Annotated in this window: 27 protein-coding genes and 2 tRNA genes; 11 read left to right on the forward strand and 18 right to left on the reverse strand. The window is 51.5% G+C overall.

Translation table 11 applies throughout. The features are described 5' to 3' along the window. Positions 1-2: 2 nt before the first annotated feature. From moaC to MOY_RS02595, 9 genes are all read right to left on the reverse strand, one after another. The gene (moaC, locus tag MOY_RS02555) at positions 3-800 is read right to left on the reverse strand and encodes a cyclic pyranopterin monophosphate synthase MoaC (protein WP_035539847.1); all 798 of its coding nucleotides are present in this window, start codon (positions 798-800) and stop codon (positions 3-5) included. A 13-nt stretch (positions 801-813) separates the two neighbouring features. Further along, entirely contained in the window at positions 814-1,365 is a 552-nt protein-coding gene (gene mobB / locus MOY_RS02560) for a molybdopterin-guanine dinucleotide biosynthesis protein B (protein ID WP_009096190.1), read from the reverse strand. Between the two features lie 37 nt (positions 1,366-1,402). Then, positions 1,403-2,632: a uracil-xanthine permease family protein gene (locus MOY_RS02565; RefSeq protein WP_009096192.1), complete on the reverse strand. Its 1,230-nt coding sequence runs from the start codon at positions 2,630-2,632 to the stop codon at positions 1,403-1,405. An 89-nt stretch (positions 2,633-2,721) separates the two neighbouring features. Then, positions 2,722-3,351, reverse strand: coding sequence for a uracil phosphoribosyltransferase (gene upp / locus MOY_RS02570; RefSeq protein ID WP_009096193.1), 630 nt, complete (start codon positions 3,349-3,351; stop codon positions 2,722-2,724). 97 nt (positions 3,352-3,448) lie between these two features. Then, positions 3,449-4,132 carry a uracil-DNA glycosylase gene (gene ung, locus MOY_RS02575; protein ID WP_009096195.1) on the reverse strand — a complete coding sequence of 228 codons (684 nt, stop codon included), beginning with the start codon at positions 4,130-4,132 and terminating at the stop codon, positions 3,449-3,451. A 1-nt stretch (position 4,133) separates the two neighbouring features. Then, positions 4,134-4,613, reverse strand: coding sequence for a xanthine phosphoribosyltransferase (gene gpt / locus MOY_RS02580; RefSeq protein ID WP_035539888.1), 480 nt, complete (start codon positions 4,611-4,613; stop codon positions 4,134-4,136). 8 nt (positions 4,614-4,621) lie between these two features. Next, positions 4,622-5,167, reverse strand: coding sequence for an adenine phosphoribosyltransferase (locus MOY_RS02585; RefSeq protein ID WP_009096200.1), 546 nt, complete (start codon positions 5,165-5,167; stop codon positions 4,622-4,624). A 34-nt stretch (positions 5,168-5,201) separates the two neighbouring features. After that, on the reverse strand, positions 5,202-6,500 hold the full coding sequence (locus MOY_RS02590; RefSeq protein ID WP_009096201.1) for an NCS2 family permease: 1,299 nt from the start codon (positions 6,498-6,500) through the stop codon (positions 5,202-5,204). A 196-nt stretch (positions 6,501-6,696) separates the two neighbouring features. Beyond that, positions 6,697-7,323 (reverse strand): riboflavin synthase, encoded by a 627-nt coding sequence (locus MOY_RS02595; RefSeq protein ID WP_009096203.1) that lies wholly within the window; start codon positions 7,321-7,323, stop codon positions 6,697-6,699. Between the two features lie 479 nt (positions 7,324-7,802). Here MOY_RS02595 and MOY_RS02600 point away from each other — a divergent pair, with 479 nt between their 5' ends. The 4 genes from MOY_RS02600 (at position 7,803) to MOY_RS02615 (ending at position 10,962) form a co-directional block, all read left to right on the forward strand. After that, positions 7,803-8,846, forward strand: coding sequence for a methionine ABC transporter ATP-binding protein (locus MOY_RS02600; protein WP_009096204.1), 1,044 nt, complete (start codon positions 7,803-7,805; stop codon positions 8,844-8,846). Continuing rightward, positions 8,827-9,480, forward strand: coding sequence for a methionine ABC transporter permease (locus MOY_RS02605; protein ID WP_009096206.1), 654 nt, complete (start codon positions 8,827-8,829; stop codon positions 9,478-9,480). Before MOY_RS02600 ends, MOY_RS02605 begins: the two co-directional genes overlap by 20 nt. Before the next feature lie 103 nt (positions 9,481-9,583). Further along, positions 9,584-10,375 (forward strand): MetQ/NlpA family ABC transporter substrate-binding protein, encoded by a 792-nt coding sequence (locus tag MOY_RS02610; RefSeq protein ID WP_009096207.1) that lies wholly within the window; start codon positions 9,584-9,586, stop codon positions 10,373-10,375. Positions 10,376-10,482: 107 nt separating this feature from the next. Further along, positions 10,483-10,962, forward strand: coding sequence for a GAF domain-containing protein (locus MOY_RS02615; protein ID WP_009096208.1), 480 nt, complete (start codon positions 10,483-10,485; stop codon positions 10,960-10,962). A 61-nt stretch (positions 10,963-11,023) separates the two neighbouring features. On the opposite strand, the gene MOY_RS02620 is transcribed toward MOY_RS02615, so the two are convergent. The 3 genes from MOY_RS02620 to MOY_RS02630 form a co-directional block, all read right to left on the reverse strand. Beyond that, a tRNA-Val gene (locus MOY_RS02620) sits at positions 11,024-11,100 on the reverse strand. Between the two features lie 20 nt (positions 11,101-11,120). Further along, positions 11,121-11,197 (reverse strand) — tRNA-Val (locus tag MOY_RS02625). Between the two features lie 175 nt (positions 11,198-11,372). Beyond that, entirely contained in the window at positions 11,373-12,749 is a 1,377-nt protein-coding gene (locus MOY_RS02630) for a class II fumarate hydratase (protein WP_009096210.1), read from the reverse strand. A gap of 321 nt (positions 12,750-13,070) precedes the next feature. On the opposite strand from MOY_RS02630, the gene MOY_RS02635 reads away from it, so the two are divergent. After that, positions 13,071-13,445 carry a phasin family protein gene (locus MOY_RS02635; RefSeq protein ID WP_009096212.1) on the forward strand — a complete coding sequence of 125 codons (375 nt, stop codon included), beginning with the start codon at positions 13,071-13,073 and terminating at the stop codon, positions 13,443-13,445. 86 nt (positions 13,446-13,531) lie between these two features. On the opposite strand, the gene hda is transcribed toward MOY_RS02635, so the two are convergent. Both hda and MOY_RS02645 read right to left on the reverse strand, forming a co-directional pair. Beyond that, on the reverse strand, positions 13,532-14,236 hold the full coding sequence (gene hda, locus MOY_RS02640; protein WP_009096214.1) for a DnaA regulatory inactivator Hda: 705 nt from the start codon (positions 14,234-14,236) through the stop codon (positions 13,532-13,534). Further along, on the reverse strand, positions 14,236-15,345 hold the full coding sequence (locus MOY_RS02645; protein WP_009096216.1) for an AI-2E family transporter: 1,110 nt from the start codon (positions 15,343-15,345) through the stop codon (positions 14,236-14,238). Before MOY_RS02645 ends, hda begins: the two co-directional genes overlap by 1 nt. Positions 15,346-15,565: 220 nt before the next feature. On the opposite strand from MOY_RS02645, the gene purM reads away from it, so the two are divergent. Together purM and purN are read left to right on the forward strand one after the other, a co-directional pair. Further along, on the forward strand, positions 15,566-16,645 hold the full coding sequence (gene purM, locus MOY_RS02650) for a phosphoribosylformylglycinamidine cyclo-ligase (RefSeq protein WP_009096217.1): 1,080 nt from the start codon (positions 15,566-15,568) through the stop codon (positions 16,643-16,645). Continuing rightward, entirely contained in the window at positions 16,642-17,385 is a 744-nt protein-coding gene (gene purN / locus MOY_RS02655; RefSeq protein WP_009096219.1) for a phosphoribosylglycinamide formyltransferase, read from the forward strand. Before purM ends, purN begins: the two co-directional genes overlap by 4 nt. Before the next feature lie 82 nt (positions 17,386-17,467). On the opposite strand, the gene dcd is transcribed toward purN, so the two are convergent. The 4 genes from dcd to cobA all read right to left on the reverse strand — a co-directional run bounded on the left by dcd (position 17,468) and on the right by cobA (position 21,104). After that, positions 17,468-18,034, reverse strand: a complete 567-nt coding sequence (dcd, locus tag MOY_RS02660) for a dCTP deaminase (protein ID WP_009096221.1) — start codon at positions 18,032-18,034, stop codon at positions 17,468-17,470. 11 nt (positions 18,035-18,045) lie between these two features. After that, the gene (apbC, locus tag MOY_RS02665) at positions 18,046-18,846 is read right to left on the reverse strand and encodes an iron-sulfur cluster carrier protein ApbC (RefSeq protein WP_009096223.1); all 801 of its coding nucleotides are present in this window, start codon (positions 18,844-18,846) and stop codon (positions 18,046-18,048) included. Between the two features lie 144 nt (positions 18,847-18,990). Continuing rightward, positions 18,991-20,136, reverse strand: a complete 1,146-nt coding sequence (locus MOY_RS02670; protein WP_009096225.1) for a kinesin K39 — start codon at positions 20,134-20,136, stop codon at positions 18,991-18,993. A 170-nt stretch (positions 20,137-20,306) separates the two neighbouring features. Beyond that, complete coding sequence (gene cobA / locus MOY_RS02675; protein ID WP_009096227.1) at positions 20,307-21,104, reverse strand: uroporphyrinogen-III C-methyltransferase; 798 nt, start codon at positions 21,102-21,104, stop codon at positions 20,307-20,309. A 349-nt stretch (positions 21,105-21,453) separates the two neighbouring features. Here cobA and MOY_RS02680 point away from each other — a divergent pair, with 349 nt between their 5' ends. The 4 genes from MOY_RS02680 to MOY_RS02695 all read left to right on the forward strand — a co-directional run bounded on the left by MOY_RS02680 (position 21,454) and on the right by MOY_RS02695 (position 25,634). Then, positions 21,454-22,353, forward strand: a complete 900-nt coding sequence (locus MOY_RS02680) for a GGDEF domain-containing protein (RefSeq protein WP_009096229.1) — start codon at positions 21,454-21,456, stop codon at positions 22,351-22,353. 26 nt (positions 22,354-22,379) lie between these two features. Continuing rightward, positions 22,380-22,718, forward strand: a complete 339-nt coding sequence (locus MOY_RS02685; RefSeq protein WP_009096230.1) for a 4a-hydroxytetrahydrobiopterin dehydratase — start codon at positions 22,380-22,382, stop codon at positions 22,716-22,718. Continuing rightward, positions 22,719-23,909 (forward strand): amino acid aminotransferase, encoded by a 1,191-nt coding sequence (locus MOY_RS02690; protein ID WP_009096231.1) that lies wholly within the window; start codon positions 22,719-22,721, stop codon positions 23,907-23,909. A gap of 234 nt (positions 23,910-24,143) precedes the next feature. Then, positions 24,144-25,634: a uracil permease gene (locus MOY_RS02695; protein ID WP_009096232.1), complete on the forward strand. Its 1,491-nt coding sequence runs from the start codon at positions 24,144-24,146 to the stop codon at positions 25,632-25,634. The last annotated feature ends 10 nt before the right edge of the window (positions 25,635-25,644 follow it).

Here is a 25,644-nt window from a genome sequence, read left to right on the forward strand (position 1 = left end):
GACTAGCCTCCCGTTACCGGCGGAAAGAAAGCAACTTCATCTTCATCGGTAATGCGCGACGTATCATTTGCCATCACTTGATTGATCGCACACAGCGCCCGTTGATCGGAAAGCACGCTAAACCGCGTATCCCGCTCGGCTAAGGCAGCTTTTAAACCTGCAACGTCACGGCTTGGCAACTTGTCAAGATGGATAGTTACATCGCTCTGCCCCACGCGTTCGCGCAGCTCAGCTAAGAACTTGACCCGCACACAGGGGGAAACACAGCGCTCGCCCAAGCGCACCTCACCCGCCGCCCCTTCACCGGTCACAATAGGCGCAGCGGTAGGCGCACGCTGGTAGTCACCGCGCACACCTCCGCGCTTACTATCTAGCTGAACGGCCTCGATACGCATCTCTTTGTCTACGGCCTTGCACATATCGTAAAGCGTCAAACACGCCACAGAGACGGCAGTAAGCGCTTCCATTTCTACACCCGTACGGCCATTGAGCCGACAAAGTGCCGAAACATTTACCCAGCCATTGGCATGGTCAACGTCAAAATCAACCGACACTTTGGAAAGCGCCAGCGCATGGCAGAGCGGAATCAGCTCATGGGTACGCTTTGCCGCCTGAATGCCAGCAATACGAGCTGTAGCCAGCACATCCCCTTTTGGCAGCGCGCCATCACTTAACAGCTGAAGAGTTTCTGGATGCATCACAATACGGCCAGAAGCCACCGCTTCGCGGCGCGTTTCATGCTTATCACCGACATCCACCATATTGGCTTCACCATGGGTATTGAGGTGGGTTAGCTGCATAACATTACCTTTTTTAAAAAACCACGGTACGGGATTGATCATTCACCCAGCTAATCACCCACTGAGTAACCGCCTCGATATCATCCAGATTAAGATGCGCTACCGTTGCGCTTAATGCTAGAGGCGCTGGCCCAATAGTGGCCACCGCCTGCACCCACTCATTGCTTACAATAGAAGGTTCGCCTATGCCTTCACGGTAGAGTACGAGCTTGGGGATTGGCCAGGCTTTAAAGCCCTCAACAATGACAAGATCAGGCTGGTGAGGAACCATCATTGCCAGCAATTTGCTCAAATCGGGCTCTGCTTGACCGGGGGTTTCTTGCATTAACGCGAAACGTTGCCGAGAAGCGATCAACATTGGCGCCGCACCGGCTTGACGAAGCTGATAGCTATCCTTGCCAGGCTTATCTATATCGAAGCTGTGGTGAGCGTGCTTAATCACCCCCACCTCTAGCCCATGCGCTCGCAAACGCGGTAATACTTGGGCTAACAGGGTGGTTTTGCCCGTACCGCTCCAAGCCGCAACCCCTAGCACTGGGAACGGGCTATCGATTGAGGTTTTCATGACCGGCACCGTTATTTTATTCAGCGTTTCAATGAGACTATTCGCCCTCTTTTTCAGCAGGTAGCAGCCAGTTTAACGCAATGCCCACCAGTGCCGCCAAACTAACGCCCTGCAAGGTAAATTGGCCACCGCCGAACTGCATCCCACCAATACCAAACACTAAGATTAGCGACACCACCACCAAATTACGCGCAGCCGTGAGCGACTGCCCAGCCCGTACTAACGTGTTCATCCCCACAACAGCGATAGAACCAAACAGCAGCGTCATGATCCCCCCCATGACGGGGCCAGGGATAGTTTGCAGAATCGCGCCCAACTTGCCCACAAAGGCCAAGATGATGGCAATAACGGCCGCAACCACCATATAACGAGGATTAAATGCCCGCGTTAAAGTGACCGCACCAGTCACTTCAGAGTAGGTCGTGTTAGGTGGCCCACCAAATAGAGCTGCTGTGGTGGTAGCCAGGCCATCCCCTAGTAGCGTGCGGTGCAAGCCAGGTTTTTCCAGGTAATTCTTACGGGTTACCGAGCCAATCGCCACCATGTCACCAATGTGCTCTACCGCAGGTGCAATCGCCACTGGAATCATGAATAGAATCGCCGCCCAGTGAAAGCTGGGTGCGGTAAAACTAGGCAGTGCCAACCAAGCCGCGTTATGTACCGGAGAAAAATCCACCACACCCATTATCAATGCCAAAATATAGCCTGTGGCAATACCCCCCATTATAGGCACGAGGCGCAATATCCCACGCCCAAACACGGCAAGTATCAGAGTAACCACCAAGCTTGCCATCGATAGAAAAATCGCCTGCCCGTAACCGATATTATCGCTGGTCTCACCCGTGGCCATGCTCACTGCAACAGGTGCTAAGGCTAAGCCGATGACCATAATCACCGGCCCAACCACCACAGGCGGCAGCAAACGGTGCAGCCATGCTGTCCCTTTCAAACGAACGGCTTGTGAAATAGCCACATATACAAGACCCGCTGCCATTAAACCGCCCATGGTGGCGGAAACACCGAAACTCGCAATCGAACCTTGAATCGGTGCGATAAATGCAAATGAGGAGGCGAGAAAGACGGGAACGGTTTGTTTGGTCACCCCATGAAAAACAAGCGTCCCCACCCCTGCAGTAAACAGCGCCACGCTTGGGTCCAAGCCAGTTAGCAGGGGCACCAGCACCAGGGCACCAAAAGCCACAAACAGCATTTGCGCCCCGGTAAGTAGTGTCTTAGGCCACGACTCAGGATTAGCAGTGTTACTCATCTTCAGGTTCCCATTGGTAAATTATGTGTAGTAACGGGCCAAAAAAATGCCCCTAACGCTAAGCGCAAGGGGCAATGTGGGGTAGCGGCTTAGCGCGTCCCGAATATCTTATCGCCAGCATCTCCCAAGCCCGGCACGATGTAGCCATTCTCATCGAGCCGCTCATCCACTGACGCGGTATAAATCTCAACCTCCGGGTATGCATCCTGTACGCGCTTAATGCCTTCCGGTGCCGCCACCAGCACAATCACTTTCATATGCGCGCAGCCACGCTCACGCAGCATATCCAGTGTGGCTACCATTGACCCTCCAGTAGCTAACATGGGGTCAATGACAATGGCCATACGCTCTTCGATGTCGTTAGCAAATTTGGCAAAGTACGGTACTGGCTCAAGTGTCTCTTCATCTCTGTAAAGTCCCACTACGCTTACCCGGGCACTTGGAATGAGGTCTGTTACCCCTTCCAACATACCTAGTCCTGCACGCAAGATAGGCACTACAGTGACTTTTTTACCTTTAAGGCGACGCGTCGCAATAGGCTCTCCATTCCAGCCATGAATCTCGTGATCCTCAAGCTCAAGACCCTTGGTTGCTTCATAGGTCAATAGCTTAGCCACCTCACCTGCTAGTTCACGGAAGCTCTTGGTGCTCAAATCAGCTTCCCGCATCAGTCCCAGTTTATGTTGAACAAGCGGATGGTTAATGGCATAGACACTCATGGGACTACCTCACTGCAGGAGATTCAGGATGGCGACTAGCGTCGCATCGACAGGCTTACAAAATTGCGCGCCATTCTACCCGCAACTGACCATTAGGTTAAGGGGTTTCCGGCAATTGCCACGCAATCGGCGAGCGCCCGTTATCTATCAAGAATTGGTTAGAACGGGAAAAGTGCTGATTACCAAAGAACCCCCGATGTGCTGATAACGGCGATGGGTGCGGGGACTCCAGCACTAAATGCCGCCCTTGATCAATCAGGGATTTTTTTTGGCGTGCATGGCTACCCCAAAGCAAGAAAACACAGGGGTCAGCATGTTGATTGACGGTTTCAATGGCGCGGTCGGTAAAAGGTTCCCACCCCTTCCCCCGATGAGATGCCGCATTGCCCTGCTCAACGGTTAGCGCTGTGTTCAAAAGCAGCACACCCTGCCTGGCCCAATGCTCTAGAAACCCATGGCGAACCGGCGTAAAACCAACATCACTGGCCAACTCTTTATAGATATTTACCAGTGACGGCGGCACCTGAATACCAGGCTGTACAGAAAAACAGAGCCCATGGGCCTGATTAGGCCCATGGTAGGGGTCCTGCCCCAATATAACGACCTTAACCTCACTCAACGGCGTCAGTTCAAATGCTCTAAACCAATTGGTTGAGTGTGGGTAGATAACTTTCTTGGCCGCTTTTTCCTGAGCCAAAAAGTGCTTCAAAGTCTTCATGTAGTCAGCCTGGAACTCTTGCCCAAGCCATTGATGCCAGTCGTTAGGTAAGGGGCTAGACATATTACTTTTTCATTTGATCGACGAGGGGTTCAACGTAGGCAATCCCCATATCCCAAGGGAACTGGATCCAACATTGTTGGCCCACTTCGGTAAGGTATTGATCTACCAAGGGGCGGCCATCCGGCTTAGCGTAAATAGTGACGAAATGAGCCTTGGGCAGCATTTTACGCACAGCACGTGCAGTTTTACCGGTATCGACTAGATCATCTACCAGCAGCCAACCGTCGCCATCATGGTCAACGCCTTTCATTATATCCAGACCACCCTGATCCATATGATCATAGCTCTTGATACAGACCGTATCGATCAGGCGAATATTCAGCTCCCTAGCAATCAGCGCCGCTGGAATTAACCCGCCACGCGTAATCGCCACAATGCCTTTAAAGTCACGCTCGATCATCTGATGGCACAGCTGGCGCACATCGCGGTGCAATTGATCCCAGGAAACGGTGAAGTGTTGGTGATAGCGTTCGCTGCTCATAGGAGGCATTACTCGTCTTCGTTAAATGAACATACCGCGAATACGCTATAACCAGCATCGCGAATTTTCTGAGATCCACCCAGTTCAGGCAAATCAATAATCGTTGCGGTCTCAACAACGTGGCCGCCGCTGCGCTGAATCAGATTAGCAGCCGCCAGCATGGTACCGCCGGTCGCAATAAGGTCATCCATCAGCAGAATCCGGTCATCTTTTTGAAAGGCATCCGAGTGAAGCTCAACTTCCGAATGACCATACTCAAGCGTGTAGGTTTCACTGATTGTTTTGAAAGGCAGTTTGCCCTTCTTGCGCACGGGTACAAAGCTGCAGCCCAGCTCGTAGGCTAATGGGGCACCAATAATAAACCCCCGTGCATCAATTGCCGCGATGGCATCTAAGTTCATCTCCTGGTAGCGGTGCACAAAGCTATCAATCAGCTTGCGAAAAGCAGCGCTGTTTTGTAGCAGGGGCGTAATATCTCGAAAATTCACCCCCTGCTCGGGCCAGTCGGGAACCGTGCGAATAACGGACTTAATGTAATCGCCGTAGATGCTCATCGCGTCTCTCATTGATTAGTAAAAAAACAGGGTATTAACCCAAGAATAGGAATTTTGCCGCAAACAGCAGGGCCAATATAATCACCGCTGGATTCAAGTCTTTGAAACGACCCGACAGCGTTTTAATTGCCACAAAGCTGATAAACCCTAGCGCTATACCTTCCGCAATCGAGAACGTAAGCGGCATAGCCAGCGCAGCAATAAGCACTGGCGCAGCATCTGTGGGGTCTTCCCAGTTTGCGTGAGCCAAGCTGCCCGCCATTAACACCGCCACATAAAGCAGTGCTCCAGCGGTTGCGTAGGCGGGTATAGACCCAGCCAGCGGCGCAAAAAATAGACTGATGAGGAAAAGCACACCGACGACTACTGCGGTTAATCCCGTGCGGCCACCGGAGGCAATACCCGCTGTAGATTCAATGTAGCTGGTAGTGGTGGATGTACCCAGTGCAGCACCGGCCATGGACGCTGTGCTATCTGCCATCATAGCGCGACCAATGCGCGGCAGTTTGCCGTCTTTATCCAACAGCTTTCCACGATGAGCAACGCCCACCAAGGTGCCAGAGGTATCAAATAGATCAACAAACAAAAATGCAAAAATAACGCTCAGCATCGCCACATCAAGCGCGCCCATCAAATCCATTGCCATAAAGGTTGGCGCGACAGACGGCGGCATCGACATAATGCCACCATACTGGTTATGGCCAAAAAGCATCGCCAGCACAGTGACACCTAAAATACCGATCATCACTGCACCAGTGACTTTCAGATACGCCAGCGCAGTAATAACAAAAAAGCCTAGCAGCGCATAAAGCGCAGGCGGCTGGGAGAGGTCTCCCAACGCGACATAGGTTGCAGGATTAGACACCACAATACCGGCATTTTTAAGCGCAATCATCGCTAGAAAAAGGCCGATACCTGCCGCAATACCTAGGCGCAACGAGAGTGGAATTGAATTAATAATCCACTCACGCACTTTGAAAATACTCAGTAGGAAAAACGCAAAACCTGAGAAGAACACCGCCCCCAAGGCAGCCTCCCAGGTATACCCCATTCCCAATACAACGCCATAGGTAAAGAAGGCGTTTAGGCCCATACCAGGCGCTTGAGCAATAGGGTAGTTAGCCCACAGCCCCATGATGAAACAGCCAATCGCGGCGGCAACACAGGTGGCAACAAAGACGGCGCCATAATCCATCCCAGCTTCTGAAAGAATGCTTGGGTTAACGAAGATGATATACGCCATGGTGAGGAACGTGGTGATACCCGCAATCACCTCGGTCTTCACGTTTGTCTTCTGCTCGGTGAGCTTGAAGTAGTTATCCAGTAGTTTCATGTAGTTTTTGTCCTTCGCGCTAACGCTGAATGCGTCCCTTGGTGCGAGAAAAGCCGCACATACTACCGAAAGGTACTACGCGATGCGAGTACCTAACGTGCGGCTAGCTAAAGCGGGAATATTACCCACTACTTATTGGCTAGCAAACTTCGGGCCATGAATTAACCGATCGGTCAGGGAATGCGAAAATAGAAGCTTACCGGAGGCCTGCCAGTACCCGCTCAACGGTCTCTACGATTACCTGTGTTTGCGGATCAATCTCTATGTTGACCTGATCGCCAATGACACGCTCTTTTAACATGGTGCGTAGCAACGTTTCAGGAATTAAATTCACACTGAATTCAACCCCCCCCCCATTAGGGCTAGGCCGCACATCGCCAACCGTTAAACTGATACCATCGACACCAATGTAGCCTTTCTCAAACACAAACCGACTAATCTCTTCAGGCAGTGAAAACCAAAGCCTGCGGTTGTTTGGCGCTTCTTCAATTGCCACCACCCTCGCCATACAAATAATATGGCCTGACATTGAATGTCCGCCTATCTCATCCCCAAAACGTGCGGCACGCTCTATATTGACGCACTGCCCTGGCGATATTGCACCAAGATTAGTCAATCTCAGCGTTTCACGCATCAGGTCGAAACTAACGTTGTCCCCGTCTATCGCCGTTACGGTCAAGCAGACACCGTTATGGGCGACCGAGGCACCGATTGCCAAACCTTCACGCATCTCTGCTGGCAATGCGACAACATGGGTACGAAACTCCTCAAGCTCGCGCACCTCCACCACCTCTGCAATACCCTGCACAATGCCGGTAAACATATTGCCACTCCTTATCGAAACGCTCGTCTGTTTAAAATGCGTATGAAAATTTGCGCAAGCTTACTACTAATGCGCCGACCTTGTGCAGGTATGCCCTTTAACGCAGCGCCCAGCCCCATGGTGGCTTAAACAATCGTTTTTACTGCTAGCGACTGCCTCTCACCCCTAAAAAAAGATTTAGACCTAAAAAACAACGCCTAAACAGTTTAAAACTCCATTTATATGGCTAAAACACATAAAAACGAATGGTTTGGTTTGACAAACCACCCTGGCCTCTTTAGACTTTCGCCGCAAATGTAATGACGCCGATTTGTACCCAGATTGCGGGCGTCCACCAAGCCTACGGCGTGGTGAAGTGCAGCTAAAAGGGTGTGTCCAGCGTTGATGGCCACCCGTCAGGGTGGCCTTTTTTTGTTTCCCGCCCTACGATCGCCCCCTCGCACTCCCCCGTCTTCGGCCTACGATCTAAGGCAGACGCTATGATTAAGCTTAGTAACGTTAGTAAAACCTATGGCAGCGGCAAAAATGCCGTCCATGCCTTAAAAGAAGTTAATTTAACAATACCCAAAGGCACCATCCACGGCGTCATTGGCCTTTCCGGCGCAGGCAAGTCAACGCTCATTCGCTGCGTCAACCTTTTAGAGCGCCCCACTAGCGGCAGCGTCACGGTTGATGGTCAGGAAATGACGCTATTAAAGCGCTCCGCCCTGAACCAAGCTCGCCATCGTATTGGCATGATTTTTCAGCACTTTAACCTGCTAACAACGCGTACGGTGTTTGATAATGTCGCGCTTCCCCTGGAGCTAATGGGTCAGAAACGCAGCGCTATTAAAGAACGCGTGCTGCCGCTGTTAGAGATGGTCGGCTTAGCCGATAAAGCCCAGCAGTACCCTGCCCAGCTCTCCGGTGGCCAAAAACAGCGCGTTGCGATTGCCCGCGCGTTAGCTAGCAAACCCAACGTACTGCTGTGCGACGAAGCCACTTCTGCCCTCGACCCACAGACAACGGGTTCTATTCTTGAGCTTTTAAGAAGCATTAATAAGCAGCTAGGTATTACTATTTTATTGATTACCCACGAGATGGAAGTGGTGAAGTCTATCTGCCACCGGGTTAGCTTAATTTCAGACGGCAAACTGGTTGAGGATGCCGAAGTAGGCGACTTTTTCACAGCGCCTAGCACTCAGCTAGGACGGGAATTTCTCAATGATTTTTTACAGTTAAGCCCACCCAAAGAGCTTATTGAACGTCTCAACGACTCACCGGGCGAGCACACACACCCTGTGGTAAGGCTAACCTTCTCGGGGGATGCGGTTTCGACACCGCTTATATCTCGTCTTGCCCGTGAATGCGGTGTTGATGTAAGCATCTTGCAAGCCAAGGTCGAATCTATCCAGGAGCGCACGCTTGGGCTAATGATTGCCGAACTGCTAGGCACCACCGCTCAAACCCAAGAAGCTATGGCGTATTTAGAAGCACATCAATTACAGGTAGAGGTACTGGGTCATGTCCAGCGCAATGTTTAATCTTATTTTACAAGCCACGCTGGATACGCTTTATATGGTGGCGATATCAGGGTTAATCTCAACACTGATTGGCCTGCCGCTTGGGGTCATGCTCTACGCAACACGCCCACGGCAAATTTTAGCCATGCCGGTGCTTAATCAGGTGCTAGGCATTGTTACTAATATTGGCCGCTCAATTCCCTTCATTATCCTTATGGTTGCGATTATTCCTTTCACCCGCATGCTAGTGGGCACATCTATTGGCATCAACGCCGCTTCGGTTCCGCTAACCATTGCCGCCATACCTTTCGTTGCGCGGTTAATAGAAGGGGCACTTAATGAAATCTCCCCCGGCCTGATTGAATCGGCGCAGTCCATGGGCGCAACGCCTTGGCAAATCATTTGCAAGGTGCTTATCCCTGAAGCAAGGGGCGGCATTATTACAGGCTTAACAATTACTCTGGTTACCCTGGTTAGCTACTCTGCTATGGCCGGCGCTGTGGGCGGCGGCGGGCTTGGCGATCTTGGCATTCGCTATGGCTACAATCGCTTCAACCCAACCATCATGCTCATCACCGTCGTTATTTTGGTGGTGATGGTGCAGGGCTTCCAAAGCCTGGGCGATTATTTGGTGCGTAAAAGCGACCGGAAATAGCCATACGAAGACATGCCACAAATATAACTAAAACGCATTAGACATTTGTTTTTTATTACCTCATTATTGGATCAGCTTCCAATAACGCTCCAGGAGAAACGCTATGCAAAAAGTCATTATCGGCAGTCTCACCGCCCTTGCCTTAGCCATTAATGTCGCCAACGCTGAAACACGCACCATCAAGATGGGCACCGTGGCAGGCCCAGAAACTGAAGTGATGGAAGTAGCGGCTCGAATTGCAAAAGAAGAGTTCGACCTAAACGTCGAAATCATTGAGTTCACTGATTACGTTACCCCTAACGCCGCCTTAGCCGACGGCAGCCTTGACGCTAACGCCTATCAGCACGAACCCTACCTACAGGCGATGGTAAACGACCGCGGATATGACCTTGCGATTGCAGGTTACACGTTCGTCTACCCTATTGGCGCATACTCTGAAAAGCATGACAGTATCGATGATCTACCCAATGGCGCGCAGATTGCCCTGCCCAACGACCCCTCTAACGAAGGCCGTGCGCTGATACTGATGCACAACAAGGGGCTAATCACGCTGAATGACCCTAGCAACCTTGAAGCTACCCCCATTGATATCGCGGAAAATCCGCGCAACTTCCGCTTCCGGGAAATTGAAGCAGCGCAGTTGCCCCGCGTACTGCCCGATGTTGACCTTGCCTTCATTAATAACACCTTTGCTCAGCCAGCAGGCCTGCATCTTGATGACGCGCTGATTAAAGAAGGCCCAGAGTCTCCCTACGTAAACTTGATTGCCGTGCGCGGAGGGGATGAAGAGCGCGAAGATATCCGCCAGCTAGTAGATGCTTACCAGCGTGATGAAGTTATCGCTAAAGCTGAAGAGCTGTTCAAAGGCGGCGCTGTACCGGGCTGGATCGAGTAATTTCAGCCTCAAAGCACGCTGCATGTCACTAGCATCAGGCCAGCCTAAGGGCTGGCCTGATGTGTTTTACCTCTTTCTATTTTAACCGCTTTAACCCAGGAGTCAGTATGGCCGCTGTGGATTATGCGCTGCTCAACCGCCAGCTTGAGTCACTGTTAGATACCCGGGACTGGTTAACCAACAGTGCCCAAACCTGCGCGTTTATTTACCAAGCCATTGGCGAGCTCAATTGGGTAGGTTTTTACCTGCAGCGCCAGCCCAATGTGCTTAGTCTAGGCCCTTTTCAAGGAAAGCCAGCCTGCAACCCTATTCCCTTCAATAAAGGGGTATGTGGTGCCGCCGCACGACAGCAAACAACCCAACGTATTGACGATGTTCACGCTATTGCCGACCACATTGCCTGCGATTCAGCGTCACGCTCAGAGTTGGTTATTCCCGTTATCGTAGATAACACATTATGGGGAGTACTTGATCTGGATAGCCCGCAGCACACTCGCTTTAGCCAAGAAGACCAAGCTGGAATGGAAGCGCTAGTGGCTACTTTTATAAGCCAAACCGACCTTCCTTGCGCGACCAACAACGACTAGCGCCCGCCTACCGACACAAAAAAACGCCCCGTTCAAAGAACGAGGCGTTTTTATCGAATCTTGGTAGGACCAGGCGGATTTGAACCGCCGACCTCCACGATGTCAACGTGGCGCTCTAACCAACTGAGCTATGGTCCTGTAAAAAAGGCTGCATGCATTGGTAGGACCAGGCGGATTTGAACCGCCGACCTCCACGATGTCAACGTGGCGCTCTAACCAACTGAGCTATGGTCCTGCTGTGCAACGGATGCGTATTCTACGGCTTCATAGCTGAATTGCAAGCTGTTTTTAAGTTTCTCAAGGGCAAAACTAAGGCGTTAAAAGGAAAAAAACGCGCTAATATCAGTGCTCATCTACCCAGGTAGCTACTCTAAACACACGTGCTCACGCCGAATCGCAATGCATCGGTTCTACTCAGGCACTCCCCCTTTCGTGAGTTCGGCGGGATCTAGCAACCGCTCAAGCGTTTTTCGGTCGAGATCCGTCTCTTCTTCCGCCACATCAATAATTGGCCGCCCAGCGTGATAGGCTTTTTTGGCAATCGCAGCTGCCGCGTTATAGCCAATAGTACTATTTAGCGCGGTGACCAAAATAGGGTTACGCGCCAGCGGCTCTTGCAGATTATCTTCCCTTACTTTAAACGTTGCGATAGCACGCTCGGCAAGTAGGCGTGACGCATTACTCATCAGTGTAATCGACGTTAGTAGGTTAGAGACTACTAGCGGCAACATAACATTAAGCTGGAAATTACCACTTTGCCCTGCCACGGTAATCGCTGCATCCAACCCGATTACCTGAGCGGCTGCTTGGGCCGCTGACTCCGGTATCACCGGGTTTACTTTTCCAGGCATGATGGAACTGCCTGGCTGCAACGCCTCTAACTCAATCTCGCCTAACCCCGCCAGTGGCCCCGAATTCATCCAGCGTAAGTCGTTGGCAATTTTCATAACGACGCATGCCAACCCCTTAAGCTGTCCCGACAACTCTACAGCGGCATCCTGAGACGAAAGGCTGGCAAAGAAACTATCGTTTGGCGTGAATGTGAGTCCGGTTTGCTGGCTAAGCTCACTTGCCATTTTTTCGGCAAACCCTGCGGGGGCGTTAATGCCTGTACCTACCGCGGTGCCACCCTGAGCCAGCCAGCACAGCCGTTGCATCGCGCTGTCAAACCGCTCAATGGCCTGGCTAACTTGGCTCGACCAAGCACCCAACTCTTGGTCCATACGCAGTGGCATGGCATCCATTAAGTGGGTCCGGCCTGTTTTAACCACATGTGCGAGAGCTTCACCACGTTGATCAATGGTATCGCGTAATGTTAGTAGTGCCGGACGCAACGACGCCTGCACGGCAATGGCGGCTGAAAGGTGAATAGCCGTGGGTATAACATCATTACTCGACTGCCCCATATTAACGTGGTCATTCGGCGTAACTTCCAAGCCTTCGCGGGACGCGAGCGTCGCCAACACCTCATTGACATTCATATTGGTGGAGGTACCAGAACCTGTTTGATAAACATCAATAGGAAACTGATCATCATGCTCACCATTGATCACTGAATTTGCAGCTTTTTCAATCGCATTTGCACGTGTTTCATCCAGCAGCCCCAACTGGTGGTTAGTGCGCGCTGCGGCCAACTTTATGCGCGCAACCGCATGCACAAAGGCCGCAGGCATAGGCATGCCAGAAACCGGAAAATTATTAATAGCCCGCTGGGTTTGAGCACCATAAAGAGCGTTAGCTGGCACCTCTAACTCGCCCATACTGTCTCGCTCAATGCGCATATTCATAATCTCACTCCTAGGTGGTAAACAGGGGATAAAAAGCTGAGCGTCTGCTGACGCTATCATTATTTCTAACCTAGTTGTCCCATTCGCATAGGTAAACACTGAGCTAAGAGAATGTTGATGGACTCCCTGTCAAACGTAAGACGAACCACATGTTGCACTGCACAAAACTAGCTGTTATGCTGCAACGCAAGATCAACGAATCAGCTGCGGTGAACGCTTTACATGTAACCGTCGCTGAATAACCCACACTAACCGGCTCTGCTTGAAGCCAATAAGCACTAGCAGTTTCGATTAGTGAGTAACGGCACAGGAGTGTTTACTATGACGACTTTCAATACGAATGAAATGAACCAGCAGTTTGATAACTTTTTTATGGCTCCCCTTCGCGCTTACACTGCACTGAGCATTGACTACTCTGAAAAGATGTTGAATGCCCAGATGGATGCCAACAAGGCTTACGTTGATACTGGCATCGCACAAATGCGTCAGCTGTTAAGCGTTAAAGACGCTGAAGGCCTTCGCGGCTACATGGAAAGCCAGCAGAAAGTTGCTAAAGAGCTAGCCGAGCGCGTTAAGGGCGATACCGATAAAGTTGTTTCTTTGCAGCAGGACTTTTTGCAAAAAAGCCAAAAGCTGACTGAACAGAGTGTTAAGCAGGCTCAAACAGCTGCCAGCTCAATGAGCAAAACCGCTTAAGCAGTCAACACTGCTTAGCGTTTGCCATAACGCAGCCGGTTAATGCTTAAGAATTAAAACCCTCGCCAGTTTGTTGGCGGGGGTTTTTACCAATTTAGGGCTGACTTTACGAAGGGAATAGTAAGCTTACGCTTAGCAGACAACGACGCTTGATCTAACGTTTCCAGCGCCCGGCACAGCTCGCCCAATTCTCTTGGGCCACGATGCAATATATAGCGCCCCACATCCTCGGGTAGCTGCATACCACGTACATTGGCCCGTAGTTTTAACGCCCCTAACCGCTCAGCGTCGTCTAAGGGATTTAGATGAAAGGTAACCCCCCAGGTTAGTCGAGAGGCTAAATCTGGCAGCACTACCTCTAACTGCCTTGGGGGTGAGCTGGAAGCGATAATCAACGCTTTACCCGCATCCCGCAGACGATTAAACGCATGGAATAGTGCCTCCTCCCAACGCTTACGTCCTACCACGTACTCCAAATCATCAATGGCTACTAGGTCTAGGCGCTCAATTTCTTCAAGCATTAATGGCGGAAAATGACCAAGATCAGCAAGGGGTAAATAGAGCGCACGCTTATCCGCATCAGAGGCTGCGTGACAAGCCGCTTGCAAGAGGTGGCTACGCCCACTGCCTGGCGCACCCCACAGGTATAAAAACGGCTCGGCCTCAGGTTGAAGCTGACGGGTAAAGTACTCGACTAATGCAGCGTTAGCGCTTGAGACATAGTAATTATTAAACGTCGCATCATCTCGCACCCCCACCCCTAGCGGTAGCTGCGCCGGCACTCGGCTCATCATGACTCCCTATCGTCGTAAAGACCAAGCCCATCATGGCGTGCTGGATGTTCTAATGAGCTTTGTTCAGCATCATAAAGGGCACTGTCTTTGTAGCAATCCTTAACTTCTCGCAGAAGAACCATAATAACAGCTGCTGCAGGAAGGGCTAATAGTACGCCAGTTAGCCCGAAAAGGTTACCGCCAGCCAATACAGCAAAAATAACCGCGACAGGGTGCAAGCCAATTTTATCGCCCAACAACTTTGGCTGCAGCACGGCGCTCTCTACAATTTGCCCCGCGGTGAATACCGCCAATACACCCAGCAGCGGCCACCATGAATCAAATTGAAACAGAGCAACAATTAGCGCAATCCCCAGCCCTACAATAAATCCTAGGAACGGCACGATACTCACCAGCCCTGAAACAACGCCGATCAGTAAGCCAAAGTTGAGCCCCATTACCGTCAAACCTAGGGCGTAGATAATACCCAAACACAGCATGACCAGCAGCTGCCCGCGTAAAAACGCCGATAGGACATCATCGCAACGTTTAGCTAAACGATACGTTTCATCGACCCACTGCCGCGGGATTAAGTCCGCAATGCTTGCCAGCAGACGGCTCCAGTCAAGTAATAAGTAAAAGGTTACGACTGGAATGAGCGCAACGTAGGTAATCCACGTAGCAAAAGCCATTCCCGAGCGGCCAATTTGTCCCAATGCTTGGGCTAAATACCCGCCTGCATCTTGCCAGTGCTCCGAGAGCGTCTCCTGCACATTATCCAACTCAGCACGGACGTCGTAACCTGTCCACTCCTGCACCTGGGGCGCCAGCACATTTTCAAACCATTCGAAAACACCGGGAACCGCATCACCCAACTGCTTTATCTGCTGCACAATAAGAGGTATGAAAATAAGCATACTGATCGCTAGCACCAGCAAAATGATTAAAAACACGCTAGAGACTGCCAGCGGCCGATTCATTCCCCACCGCTGAAAGCGATTGGCAATTGGATCAAATAGATAGGCAATTATCATTCCAGCAATAAACGGCATCAGCATTGCATCCAGCAAATACACTAGCCCCACTAGCAGCAACAATATAACGACGCCCCACCACGAATTTCGCATTCTGTTTGTCTCCCTCCTGGATAGATGGTTAGCCACCTAGCACGCTGAATGATGAGCGGCTTAGCGTTTGAATAGTAACAAAAGTAGCGCCTCACGCATCGGATAACGCCACTCATCGATGCGGCTTACGCCTCTGGATGGTACAATCCGCCCGTTATTGCCCCAGCACTGGCCAATTCGCCAGCACTACCGCACTGCTATAGGCTTCACAGGACCTGTCATGACCGAGACCTCCACTTCTCAGGCTACTCCTTCACTCAGCTATAAAGACGCAGGTGTCGATATTGATGCCGGCAACGCGCTGGTTGAACGCATCAAACACGTTGCTAAACGCACTTCACGCCCTGAAGTGATGGGCGGGCTAGGAGGCTTTGGCGCGCTTTGTGAGCTGCCTGCAGGCTATAAGCAACCCGTTCTAGTATCCGGAACCGATGGCGTAGGTACCAAGCTGCGGCTTGCTATGGATCTTGGCAAGCATGACACCATTGGCATCGATTTAGTGGCAATGTGCGTCAACGATTTGATTGTAGCCGGCGCCGAACCCCTGCTGTTTCTAGACTACTATGCCACGGGCAAGCTGGATGTGGATATCGCCGCTGATGTTGTCACAGGCATTGGTGCAGGCTGCGAACAGGCTGGCTGCGCCCTTGTAGGTGGCGAAACGGCTGAAATGCCTGGCATGTATGAAGGCAATGACTACGACTTGGCAGGCTTCTGCGTTGGCGTGGTTGAAAAAGCTGACATTTTAGATGGTAGCAAGGTCGGTGAAGGCGACGTTTTGCTTGGGTTGGCTTCTTCCGGCCCTCACTCCAACGGCTATTCGCTTATCCGCAAAATTTTAGACGTCAGCAATGCATCGCTGGACGAAACGGTTGATGGCAAGCCCCTGGGCGATGCGTTGATGGCTCCAACCCGTATCTACGTAAAATCGCTGCTATCGATGATGCGCGGCACCGATATTCCGGTGCACGCGCTTTCGCATATTACGGGTGGCGGTTTACTGGAAAATATTCCCCGTGTTCTTCCAGACAGCCTGGCTGCCGAAGTTGACCTTTCTACTTGGCAGCGCCCAGAGGTTTTTAACTGGTTACAGGCTAAGGGCAACGTTAACGAAGCCGAAATGCATCGTGTGCTCAACTGCGGTATCGGCATGGTTGTTGTAGTGCCCGCTGAGCAGGCGAAAAATGCCATGGCTCACCTTCAAGCCCAAGGCGAAACGGTCTACCAGATCGGGCAAATTATTGCACGCCAAGGGGAAGCCGTTGTGCTCCAGAACGGATTGGAGAACTCTCCGGCATGAGCAGCACCGAGTATCAAAGCGACACCCTGAATGGCATGACACCAGAGCCTGCCGAAGCACGTCGCATAGTGGTTTTGATTTCTGGTAGCGGCAGCAATCTACAGGCACTTATCGACGCCCAAAGCCATGACCGCCTGAGCGGTGAGATTGTAGCGGTTATCTCGAACGAGCCCGGTGCCTACGGTCTCAAGCGTGCCCATGAAGCCGGCATTGAAGCCGTTGCACTGCCGCACCGGGAATACGATAGCCGTGAAGCGTATGACGGTGCGTTAATCAAGGTCATTGAGCGCCACGAGCCTGATGTCATTGTACTCGCTGGCTTTATGCGCATCTTATCGCCGCGGTTTGTGCAGCGTTTTTTAGGCAAGATGCTCAATATACATCCCTCGCTACTGCCCGCTTACCAAGGGCTCAATACCCATGCGCGGGCACTCGCAGATGGCGTTTCTCATCACGGCTGTAGCGTCCACTTCGTCACCGAAGAGCTAGATGGTGGCCCTGTAGTGCTGCAAGCAGAGTTAAACGTGACACAGTATGACACGGAGGAAACCCTGAAAGAGAAGGTCCACGCTCGCGAGCATCTTATTTTGCCTATTGCCGTCGATTGGTTCCTTCAGGGCCGACTGCAGTTCAGTGCTGACGGCGCGTCTATGGATGGCCATCCGCTGCCGCCCTACGGTATGCGCTTATCCCATGCCGATGCTGCAGAAGAGCTCGATGAGGACATCGAACACAGCTAGTCCGCTATAACGCCATAAAAAAACGCCTTACTGCTCCACTTATGACGGAGTATTTAAGGCGTTTTTTGTTACAGGCAATAAATTAGGTGCGCGGCAGGGTAACCCCTCTTTGCCCCATATACTTGCCACCCCTGTCTTTGTATGAGGTTTCACACACCTCGTCAGATTCCAAGAAGAGCATTTGCGCCACGCCCTCGTGGGCGTAAATCTTGGCTGGCAAATTCGTCGTGTTAGAGAACTCTAGTGTTACATGCCCTTCCCACTCGGGCTCTAGAGGCGTCACATTGACTATAATGCCGCAGCGCGCATAAGTGGATTTCCCAAGGCAAATCGTTAGCACGTTGCGGGGAATCCGAAAATACTCCACGGTACGCGCTAGCGCGAACGAGTTAGGCGGGATAACACATACATCACCCTTCACATCCACAAAGCTTTTATCATCAAACGCTTTGGGGTCGACAATAGCTGAGTGGATATTGGTAAACACCTTAAATTCATCTGCACAGCGCACATCATAGCCATAGCTTGAAGTGCCGTAGGAGATCACCCGCTGCTCGTTGACGTAGCGCACCTGCTCCGCTTCAAACGGCTCAATCATGGCATCACTGTGTGCCATGCGGCGAATCCATTTATCAGATTTGATACTCATCGGTTACTTCATCACTCGCTAAAAGAAATTGTGGGGCTGCCGCTTTCGTTGCCGCTCACGGCCTGCGCCACCTGCTTGGCAATCTCAGCAAACGTTTGGCTGACAGCGCTTTCTGGTTCGGCAATCACGCTGGGGCGACCGGAATCCGCAAACTCACGAATAGAGAGTGTGAGCGGCAAACGTCCTAATACGTTAGTTTCGTACTCTTCTGCAATACGCTCACCACCACCGGTACCGAAAATCGCTGCCTCATGCCCACAGTTTTCACAGTGGTAAAGACTCATATTTTCAACAACACCAAGTACGGGCACGTTAACTTTGCGGAACATCTCAATGCCTTTGCGGGCATCTAGCAGTGCTATGTCCTGGGGCGTGGTAACAATAACGGCGCCAGCAACCGGCACTTTTTGAGCCAGAGTCAACTGGATATCCCCAGTACCTGGCGGCATATCAATGAGCAGGAAGTCAAGATTATCCCACTGGGTTTGGGTCAGCATCTGCTGGAACGCACCCACCACCATTGGCCCACGCCACACCATAGCTTCCCGGGTATTGACCATAAAGGCCATCGACATCGCTTGGAGCCCATGAGCCTCCAGCGGTAAGAACTTATTATCCGCAGCAGCCTGAGGCCGCACGCCTTCCTTAACACCCAACATTTGTGCCTGGCTTGGGCCATAAACGTCAGCATCCAACACCCCAACACGGTAGCCTTGCGCTGAAAGAGCCAGTGCCAAGTTAACGGTGACTGTCGACTTACCAACGCCTCCCTTGCCCGACGCCACCGCTACGATATGTTTAACCCCATCCATAATTGGCACTCCTATCGTTGCAACCGTTGTTAGCTTTGGATGAATGATACTCCTCGGGAGCCTAATCATAAACCAACAACCAAAAAAGCGGATGTAGGGGTTAGCTACATCCGCTTCTTCAACGCGCTGACCTTAGCTTAGCAATTACTGTTGCTGTGCTTGCTCTTCAGTGTCATCGCTCTCGTCGCCTTCATCACTAACGTCTTCATCATCACTATCGTCTTCATCATCGCTGTCGCTCTCTTCGAAGCCTGCTAGGGTTGGCACTTCACCGCTTGCGGCACTATCAACTTCGCCTAAGCGCGCGTCAAGGGCTGAGAGTTCGGTGCGCCACTCGTCAAGCTGAGCCTCTAAGCGTGCAAGTTGCTCTTCACGAGTCTCAATATCTCTTTCAACATTCGCGACCTCTTCACGCCCTATATCCAGCGCAACCATAAGGTCGTCCATCTCAGAGCGCACCTGGGTTAAGCTTTGCTCTTCTTCCTCGCGCAGCTCAGTCAGCGAATCAACTTCTTCCTGAATCGCATCACGCTCGCTGGTGGCAGATTCGCGCTCGCTACGGAGCTCTTCTAATTCGCTCTGTGCCGTTTCAATGTTTTCTTCTAGACTTGAGAGCTGCTCATTGGCATCGCTTACCTTAGTTTCTAGCTCTGCTAGGGCCTCTTCAGCGGCACTCATTTCTCGAACCGCTTCTTGCCGCTCCTCCTCAGCCTGTTGACGGGCTCCCTCAGCCTGCTGACGCGCCTCTTCAGCACTTTGGTGTGCATCTTCTATTTGTTGAAGTGTTGCTTGTGCTTCATCACGATCGCTGACGATTTGATCACGCTCTTCGCGCAACGTCTGCATCTCGCTTTCAGCATTTTCTAGCTGCTCACTTAGGCTATTCACTTCTTCCTGTAACGTATCGCGCTCGGCCTCTAACTCCTCAAGACGCGCATCAACGCTGCTAACATCTCGCTGCGCTGCCTCAAGGTTGGACTGCGCCTCGTCCTGCTGCTGCTCTAACGCCTGCAGCTCTTCGCGCATAGCCGTCAGGTCCATTTCAGCCTGCTCGACTTCTACTAAACGCTGGGTTAATTGGTTATTTTCTTGTTGAACATTAGCAAGACGACCTTCAAGCGTTTCAACGCGCTCTTTGTGGGTGCCAGCATTTGATTGCGCCATAATCGCCCAGATAACAGCGATCGCGGCAATGCCTGCGATTCCTTTGACGCGGTTATCTTTAAACAGCGTTTTCATATCCGGCTTATTGGCCGGTGGTTGATGATCCGAGTGGTTTGCTTCTGACATGCTGCGTCCCTCTCTTTTATAAGCTACCGATTCCAGCAGCGTTAAGTGGCATTTAAAGCGAGCTCACTATCCAAAAGTGTTCCTTACTAGCATACACAGCTAACAGCATCTAGCCAGTCGATGCGTAAACTCAATAGCCTATTAAGATTATAAGGCTCAAATAAAGTTGGCTATTCAGAGGCTTTGTAAGGAGTTTCAGGATGTTTACCTTCATCAAAGCCTACCGCACAGCCCTGCTGAGTCTCAAACCATGAAAGCGTTTCGTGTAGCCGCACAACACCGCCGATGACCAGCAGCGTGGGGGGTTTTATGCTTCCCGCGTAAAAGGCTGGGGGCAGCTGCTGTAAAGAGCCGATGTGGGTCTTTTGCTGCTGGGTCGTGCCTTGTTCAATCAGCGCTAATGGCGTTGAGGAATCTAACCCATGTTTTATTAACGCTTGGCAAATGGTGGCTAAATTGCTCAGCCCCATATAAAACACCAGGGTTTGGCCTGGCTGTGCCAATGTAGGCCAATCCAGCGTATTTTCTCCCTGCTGCAAATGGCCTGTAACGAAACGAACCGACTGTGCATGATCCCGATGGGTTAATGGAATGCCTGCGTACGCGGCACATCCCGAGGCTGCGGTAATACCGGGAATCACTTCGACCTTAACCTGGGCAGCCACCAGCGTCTCTAGCTCCTCACCGCCACGGCCAAAAATAAACGGGTCCCCCCCTTTCAAGCGGACTACCCGCTTCCCTTGCTGGGCCCAAGTAACTAACGCTTGGTTGATATCTTTTTGGGGCACACTGTGGGAAGAGCGCGCTTTGCCCACATAAAAACGGGCCGCCTGTGCTGGCAGCATCGCTAATATTTCATCACTCACTAGCCGATCATAAAGCACCACTTCTGCTGCCTGAAGCCGCTTGTAGGCTTTAAGGGTTAATAGCTCTGGGTCGCCGGGGCCAGCGCCCACTAAACTTACCATGCCGTCGTGCCTGCCTACACCGGCACTCCTACTGCTTGCCCCCAAAGCATTTCTATTGCCGTCAGGATGATCGGCTTGTGCATTCACAACGTCCAAGGAGAACTCCAGCTATAAAAAATCAAATCCATATGCAAAAAAGTAATAAAATTCGTTTTAAAGTGCCAATACTTCTCTGTTCAGTACTTATACCCAGGACAGAAAAAATACAATTTGTTATAAAAAACAACTTTTTAATGATAATTAACTATTAAAAATAATAGCATTGTCAGCAATGGCTTACATATTTGCTCAGCATTTAGGGCTAACCTGTTCGATCAATTTTAATTGACATTTTTTTGGAGATTCACGCATGCCCGTGGATAGCGTCATTTCTGCACCCCAGAGTGCCGATCTCCTGGTTCCCCTTATACCCGGGGTTGTGTTCCAATTTTACCGGTCCCACTGCGGGCAGATGCGCTTTTCATATTTGGAAGGCGGTGGCGAATCGCTAAAGCACATCGACCGGCACCAGCTTGCAAAAGATGCTAATCAACTGATCAAACAGCTAACCGATAGCGATCACCCAAAAATCATGTCTGCCATCGAGCGCTCTGCACGATGGATGCTGCCGCTTTCAACACGCTTTAGGCTGCCTTTTCCAAATGCTAAACCTCGCTGGATAGCGGTTAGTGCTAAGCCCGAGCCAGCGGCAAATGGCGTTTTTTGGAACGGGATTATGATGGATATTACCGACCAAGTAGCAGAAGAACAGCGGCTGCGTAAGCTATGCGATACGGACCCCCTAACCGGCTTACCAAACCGCCGCAAGCTAATGCTGCACTTGAACCACTTATCCTCTCTCAGTGCACGCCATGGCACGCCCCTTTCGATCATGATGATAGACATTGACCATTTTAAGCGGCTCAACGACCGCTGGGGTCACTTAGAGGGTGACAACGTACTTAAAAAGCTAGCCATAAAAACCCAGGCATTGTTGCGCAGTGAAGATATGGCTGCCAGGCTGGGCGGGGAGGAGTTTATGGTCGTGTTGCCGCTAACACCGCTACAGCAGTGCCATAAACTCGCTGACCGGCTGCGTGACGCTATCGCCAATCACGATTTTGGCGTAGGCACAGGCCAAGTAACTCTCAGCATTGGCGTGGCAGAATATCGCTGCGGAGAACCGCTTGACAGCTTAATTACCAGAGCCGATCAAGCCTTATACAGCGCTAAAGATGTTGGCCGCGACTGTGTCTGCCTTCTACCCTGAGGAGAGGTAAACAACAGGAGTACACCATGTCGAAGCTCTCCCAAATGTCTTGCGAACCCTGTGATGGCAATGCCGAACCGCTCTCTCCCCAAGCGTGCCAACAGCATCTTCAGGCACTTCCAGAGTGGCAGATTGTGGAGCACGATGGCATCATGAAGCTCACGAAACTCTTTTCGTTTCGTAACTTTGCTGATGCGCTTGCGTTTACCCAGCGCGTTGGCGACTTAGCAGAGCAGGCTGGGCACCACCCGGTGATTGTAACCCAATGGGGTAGTACCGAAGTGACGTGGTGGTTCCATGAAATCAAAGGCCTGCATATTAATGACTTCATTCTTGCCGCCAGAACCGACGAGGTAGTCGAATAAATGTTTGAGCATATTGAGCGAGTCCCTGGAGATGCCATTCTCGGGCTGATCGAAGCTTTTAAAAAAGATACCAACCCACAAAAAGTCGACCTAGGGGTTGGTGTATACCGCGATGACGCAGGCAACACCCCAGTGATGCGCGCCGTCAAAGAAGCTGAAGCTCGCCTGCTCAAGAATGAAACCACCAAGACCTACATTGGTTCTCACGGTGCTCCTGCCTATGGCGAAGTCGTTCTACCCATGGTGCTGGGCGCAGAATCACCGGTATTAAAAGCTAAACGTGCCAGCGCTACCCAGTCACCCGGCGGTACCGGAGCGCTTCGCTTAGCCGCTGATTTTGTGGCTACTCAGCTGCCTGGCAAAGGCATTTGGGTAAGCGATCCGACCTGGCCAAACCACCACGGTATTTTTACCGCTGCTGGCATTGAGCTGCACAAATATCCTTATGTCGACGCCGACAACCGCCTTGATTATGATGGCATGTTGGCCGCATTGAAAAAAATACCGGAAGGCGATGTCGTGGTGCTCCACGCCTGTTGCCACAACCCAACCGGCTTTGATCTCTCTACAGAGCAATGGCGAGAAGTGCTGGCCGTGCTGAGCGAACGTAAGCTGTTACCTCTGGTTGATTTTGCCTACCAGGGCTTTGGCCAAGGGTTAGATGAAGACGCTTACGGCGTGCGCCTGCTGGCAGAAAATTTAGATGAAGTTATTATCACCAGCTCGTGCTCTAAAAACTTCGGCATCTATTGTGAGCGTACCGGTTGTTTAATTGCAGTGGCTAAAGATACCGAGCAAATGGAAAACGTCCGCTCGCAAATCGCTATTGTAGCTCGCGAAAACTACTCCAATCCCCCCGCTCACGGCGGCGCAATTGTTAGCGAAATTCTCCATGATGCTGAGCTGACAAAAATGTGGCGTGAAGAGCTGACAGAAATGCGCGACCGCATTAATACGCTGCGTCGCGATTTTGTCGAAGCGCTCAAACCCTATGGCCTCGACCAGAAGTACGCCTGTGTAGCTGAACAACAGGGTATGTTCTCCTATACCGGATTAACTCCTGAACAGGTTGACCGCCTACGCGATGAGTTTGGTATTTACATGGTGCGTTCTGGCCGTGCCAACGTAGCAGGCTTCTCCCACGAAAACCTGCCCTACTTAGCCAAGGCTATTGCAGCGGTTAACGAATAAACCGTTAACACCGGAACGACTGCGCCCAGGCTTTCCGCCTGGGCGTTTTCTTTTATTTTTTATATACCTGCCTCTCAATCCTAAGCCTCATATTGTGTACAATTGCGCGCTTGCCGCCAGAGCCTGGGGCGCCCGCGCGGCGTCCAGCACAAAGCAATGCTTGACCGATTAGTCAGAGTTTCGGCACACTCAGCGTTGCCTTGTAAACAACACACTATAATCAAGAGGCCTAACATGGCGGCTGCCAGCACCCACTACCCGTGGTACAAAAAAGAAGATACCGACGCATTCTTCGCGCTGTTTCAGAACAATATTGCCAACTTTGTCATCATCTCGATTACGATGCTAGGCATGGGGTTCCCCAGCTCCATCGTTTATGGCCAAGTGCTCCCTGGCGCCGCTGTTGCAGTCATGGCAGGCAATTTTTATTACGCGTGGAGTGCTTCGCGTCTTGCCCGCAAAGAGAACCGTAGCGATGTCACGGCTCTCTCCTACGGCATTTCAACACCGGTCATGTTTGTATTTTTGTTTGGCGTACTGCTTCCAGCCAAGCAGTTAACCGGTGATGCTGAACTCGCCTGGAAAGTAGCGGTTGCCGCCTGTTTTATCAGCGGGGCGATTGAAGCCTTCGTTAGCGTTATTGGCCGCTGGGTGCAGTACCATTTACCCCGCGCCGCCATGCTTGGTGCCGTTGCAGGGGTTGCACTCACCTTTATTGCTGGCGAGATGCTATTTAAAACCTTGGAAATGCCAATCATCGGCTTACTGGTACTGGGTATTATCATCGTAGGCTTGGTGGCCCGTGTCAGCATGCCCTTCAAACTGCCAACGTCCTTATTCGCCATTGTAATAGGCACTGCCATGGCGTACCTGATTGGTGACGCTGGCAGCGAACGTTTCAGCGATGCGTTTACCCACTTAGGCTTCTACCCACTCCTGCCCAACCTCGCTTGGTTTGAGGGGCTTGGCTTGCTATTTACCGGCATGCTGGCTGTGCTCACCGTCGTGCTGCCCATTACGCTCTATAACGCCATTGAAACCATGAACAACGTTGAGGCCATGGAAGCCGCGGGCGACAAATACGACGTTCGTGAGTGCCAAGCAGTGGATGGCGCTGGCACCATGATTGGCGCGCTGTTTGGTGGGGTATTCCCTACCACGGTCTATATTGCAACCGTCGGGGCTAAGTGGATGGGCGCTGGCCGAGGGTACAGTATTTTAAATGGAGCCGTTTACGCACTGGCCACCATGTTTGGTTTGATTGCAGCGCTAGCCGCCATTATTCCCGTATCCGTCGTCGCACCTATTTTGGTGTTTGTCGGCATGTCGATGATTGCCACCGCATTCCAAGCCAACGACACTCGCTACTACCCTGCTATCGCATTGGCTATGTTGCCCTACTTCGCCAACTACGTGATGACCCGCTTTAATCGCGGCGCCGGTGAGGTGGTCAGCGATATTTCAAGCGCCATTGTGGTAATGGGCCAGGGCGCGATGTTTATGGCTATTTTCTTAGGTGCGATGACCGTTTCCGTCATCGACCATCAGTTCCGGCGCGCAGCTGTCTTTGCCCTTATTGCGGCTGGGTTCTCTTTCGTGGGTCTTATGCACGCTCCAGAAATAGCCTTTAACGCTGCCCCTGAATTTGTCATGGGCTATTTAGCAATGGCGGTTTTATTCGTCTACTTCTCTTTTCAGGAAGCTCCCCACAAACGCAATCTGTAAATAACGCGAG

Source organism: Halomonas sp. GFAJ-1, from assembly GCF_000236625.2.
Taxonomy (GTDB): Bacteria; Pseudomonadota; Gammaproteobacteria; order Pseudomonadales; family Halomonadaceae; genus Vreelandella.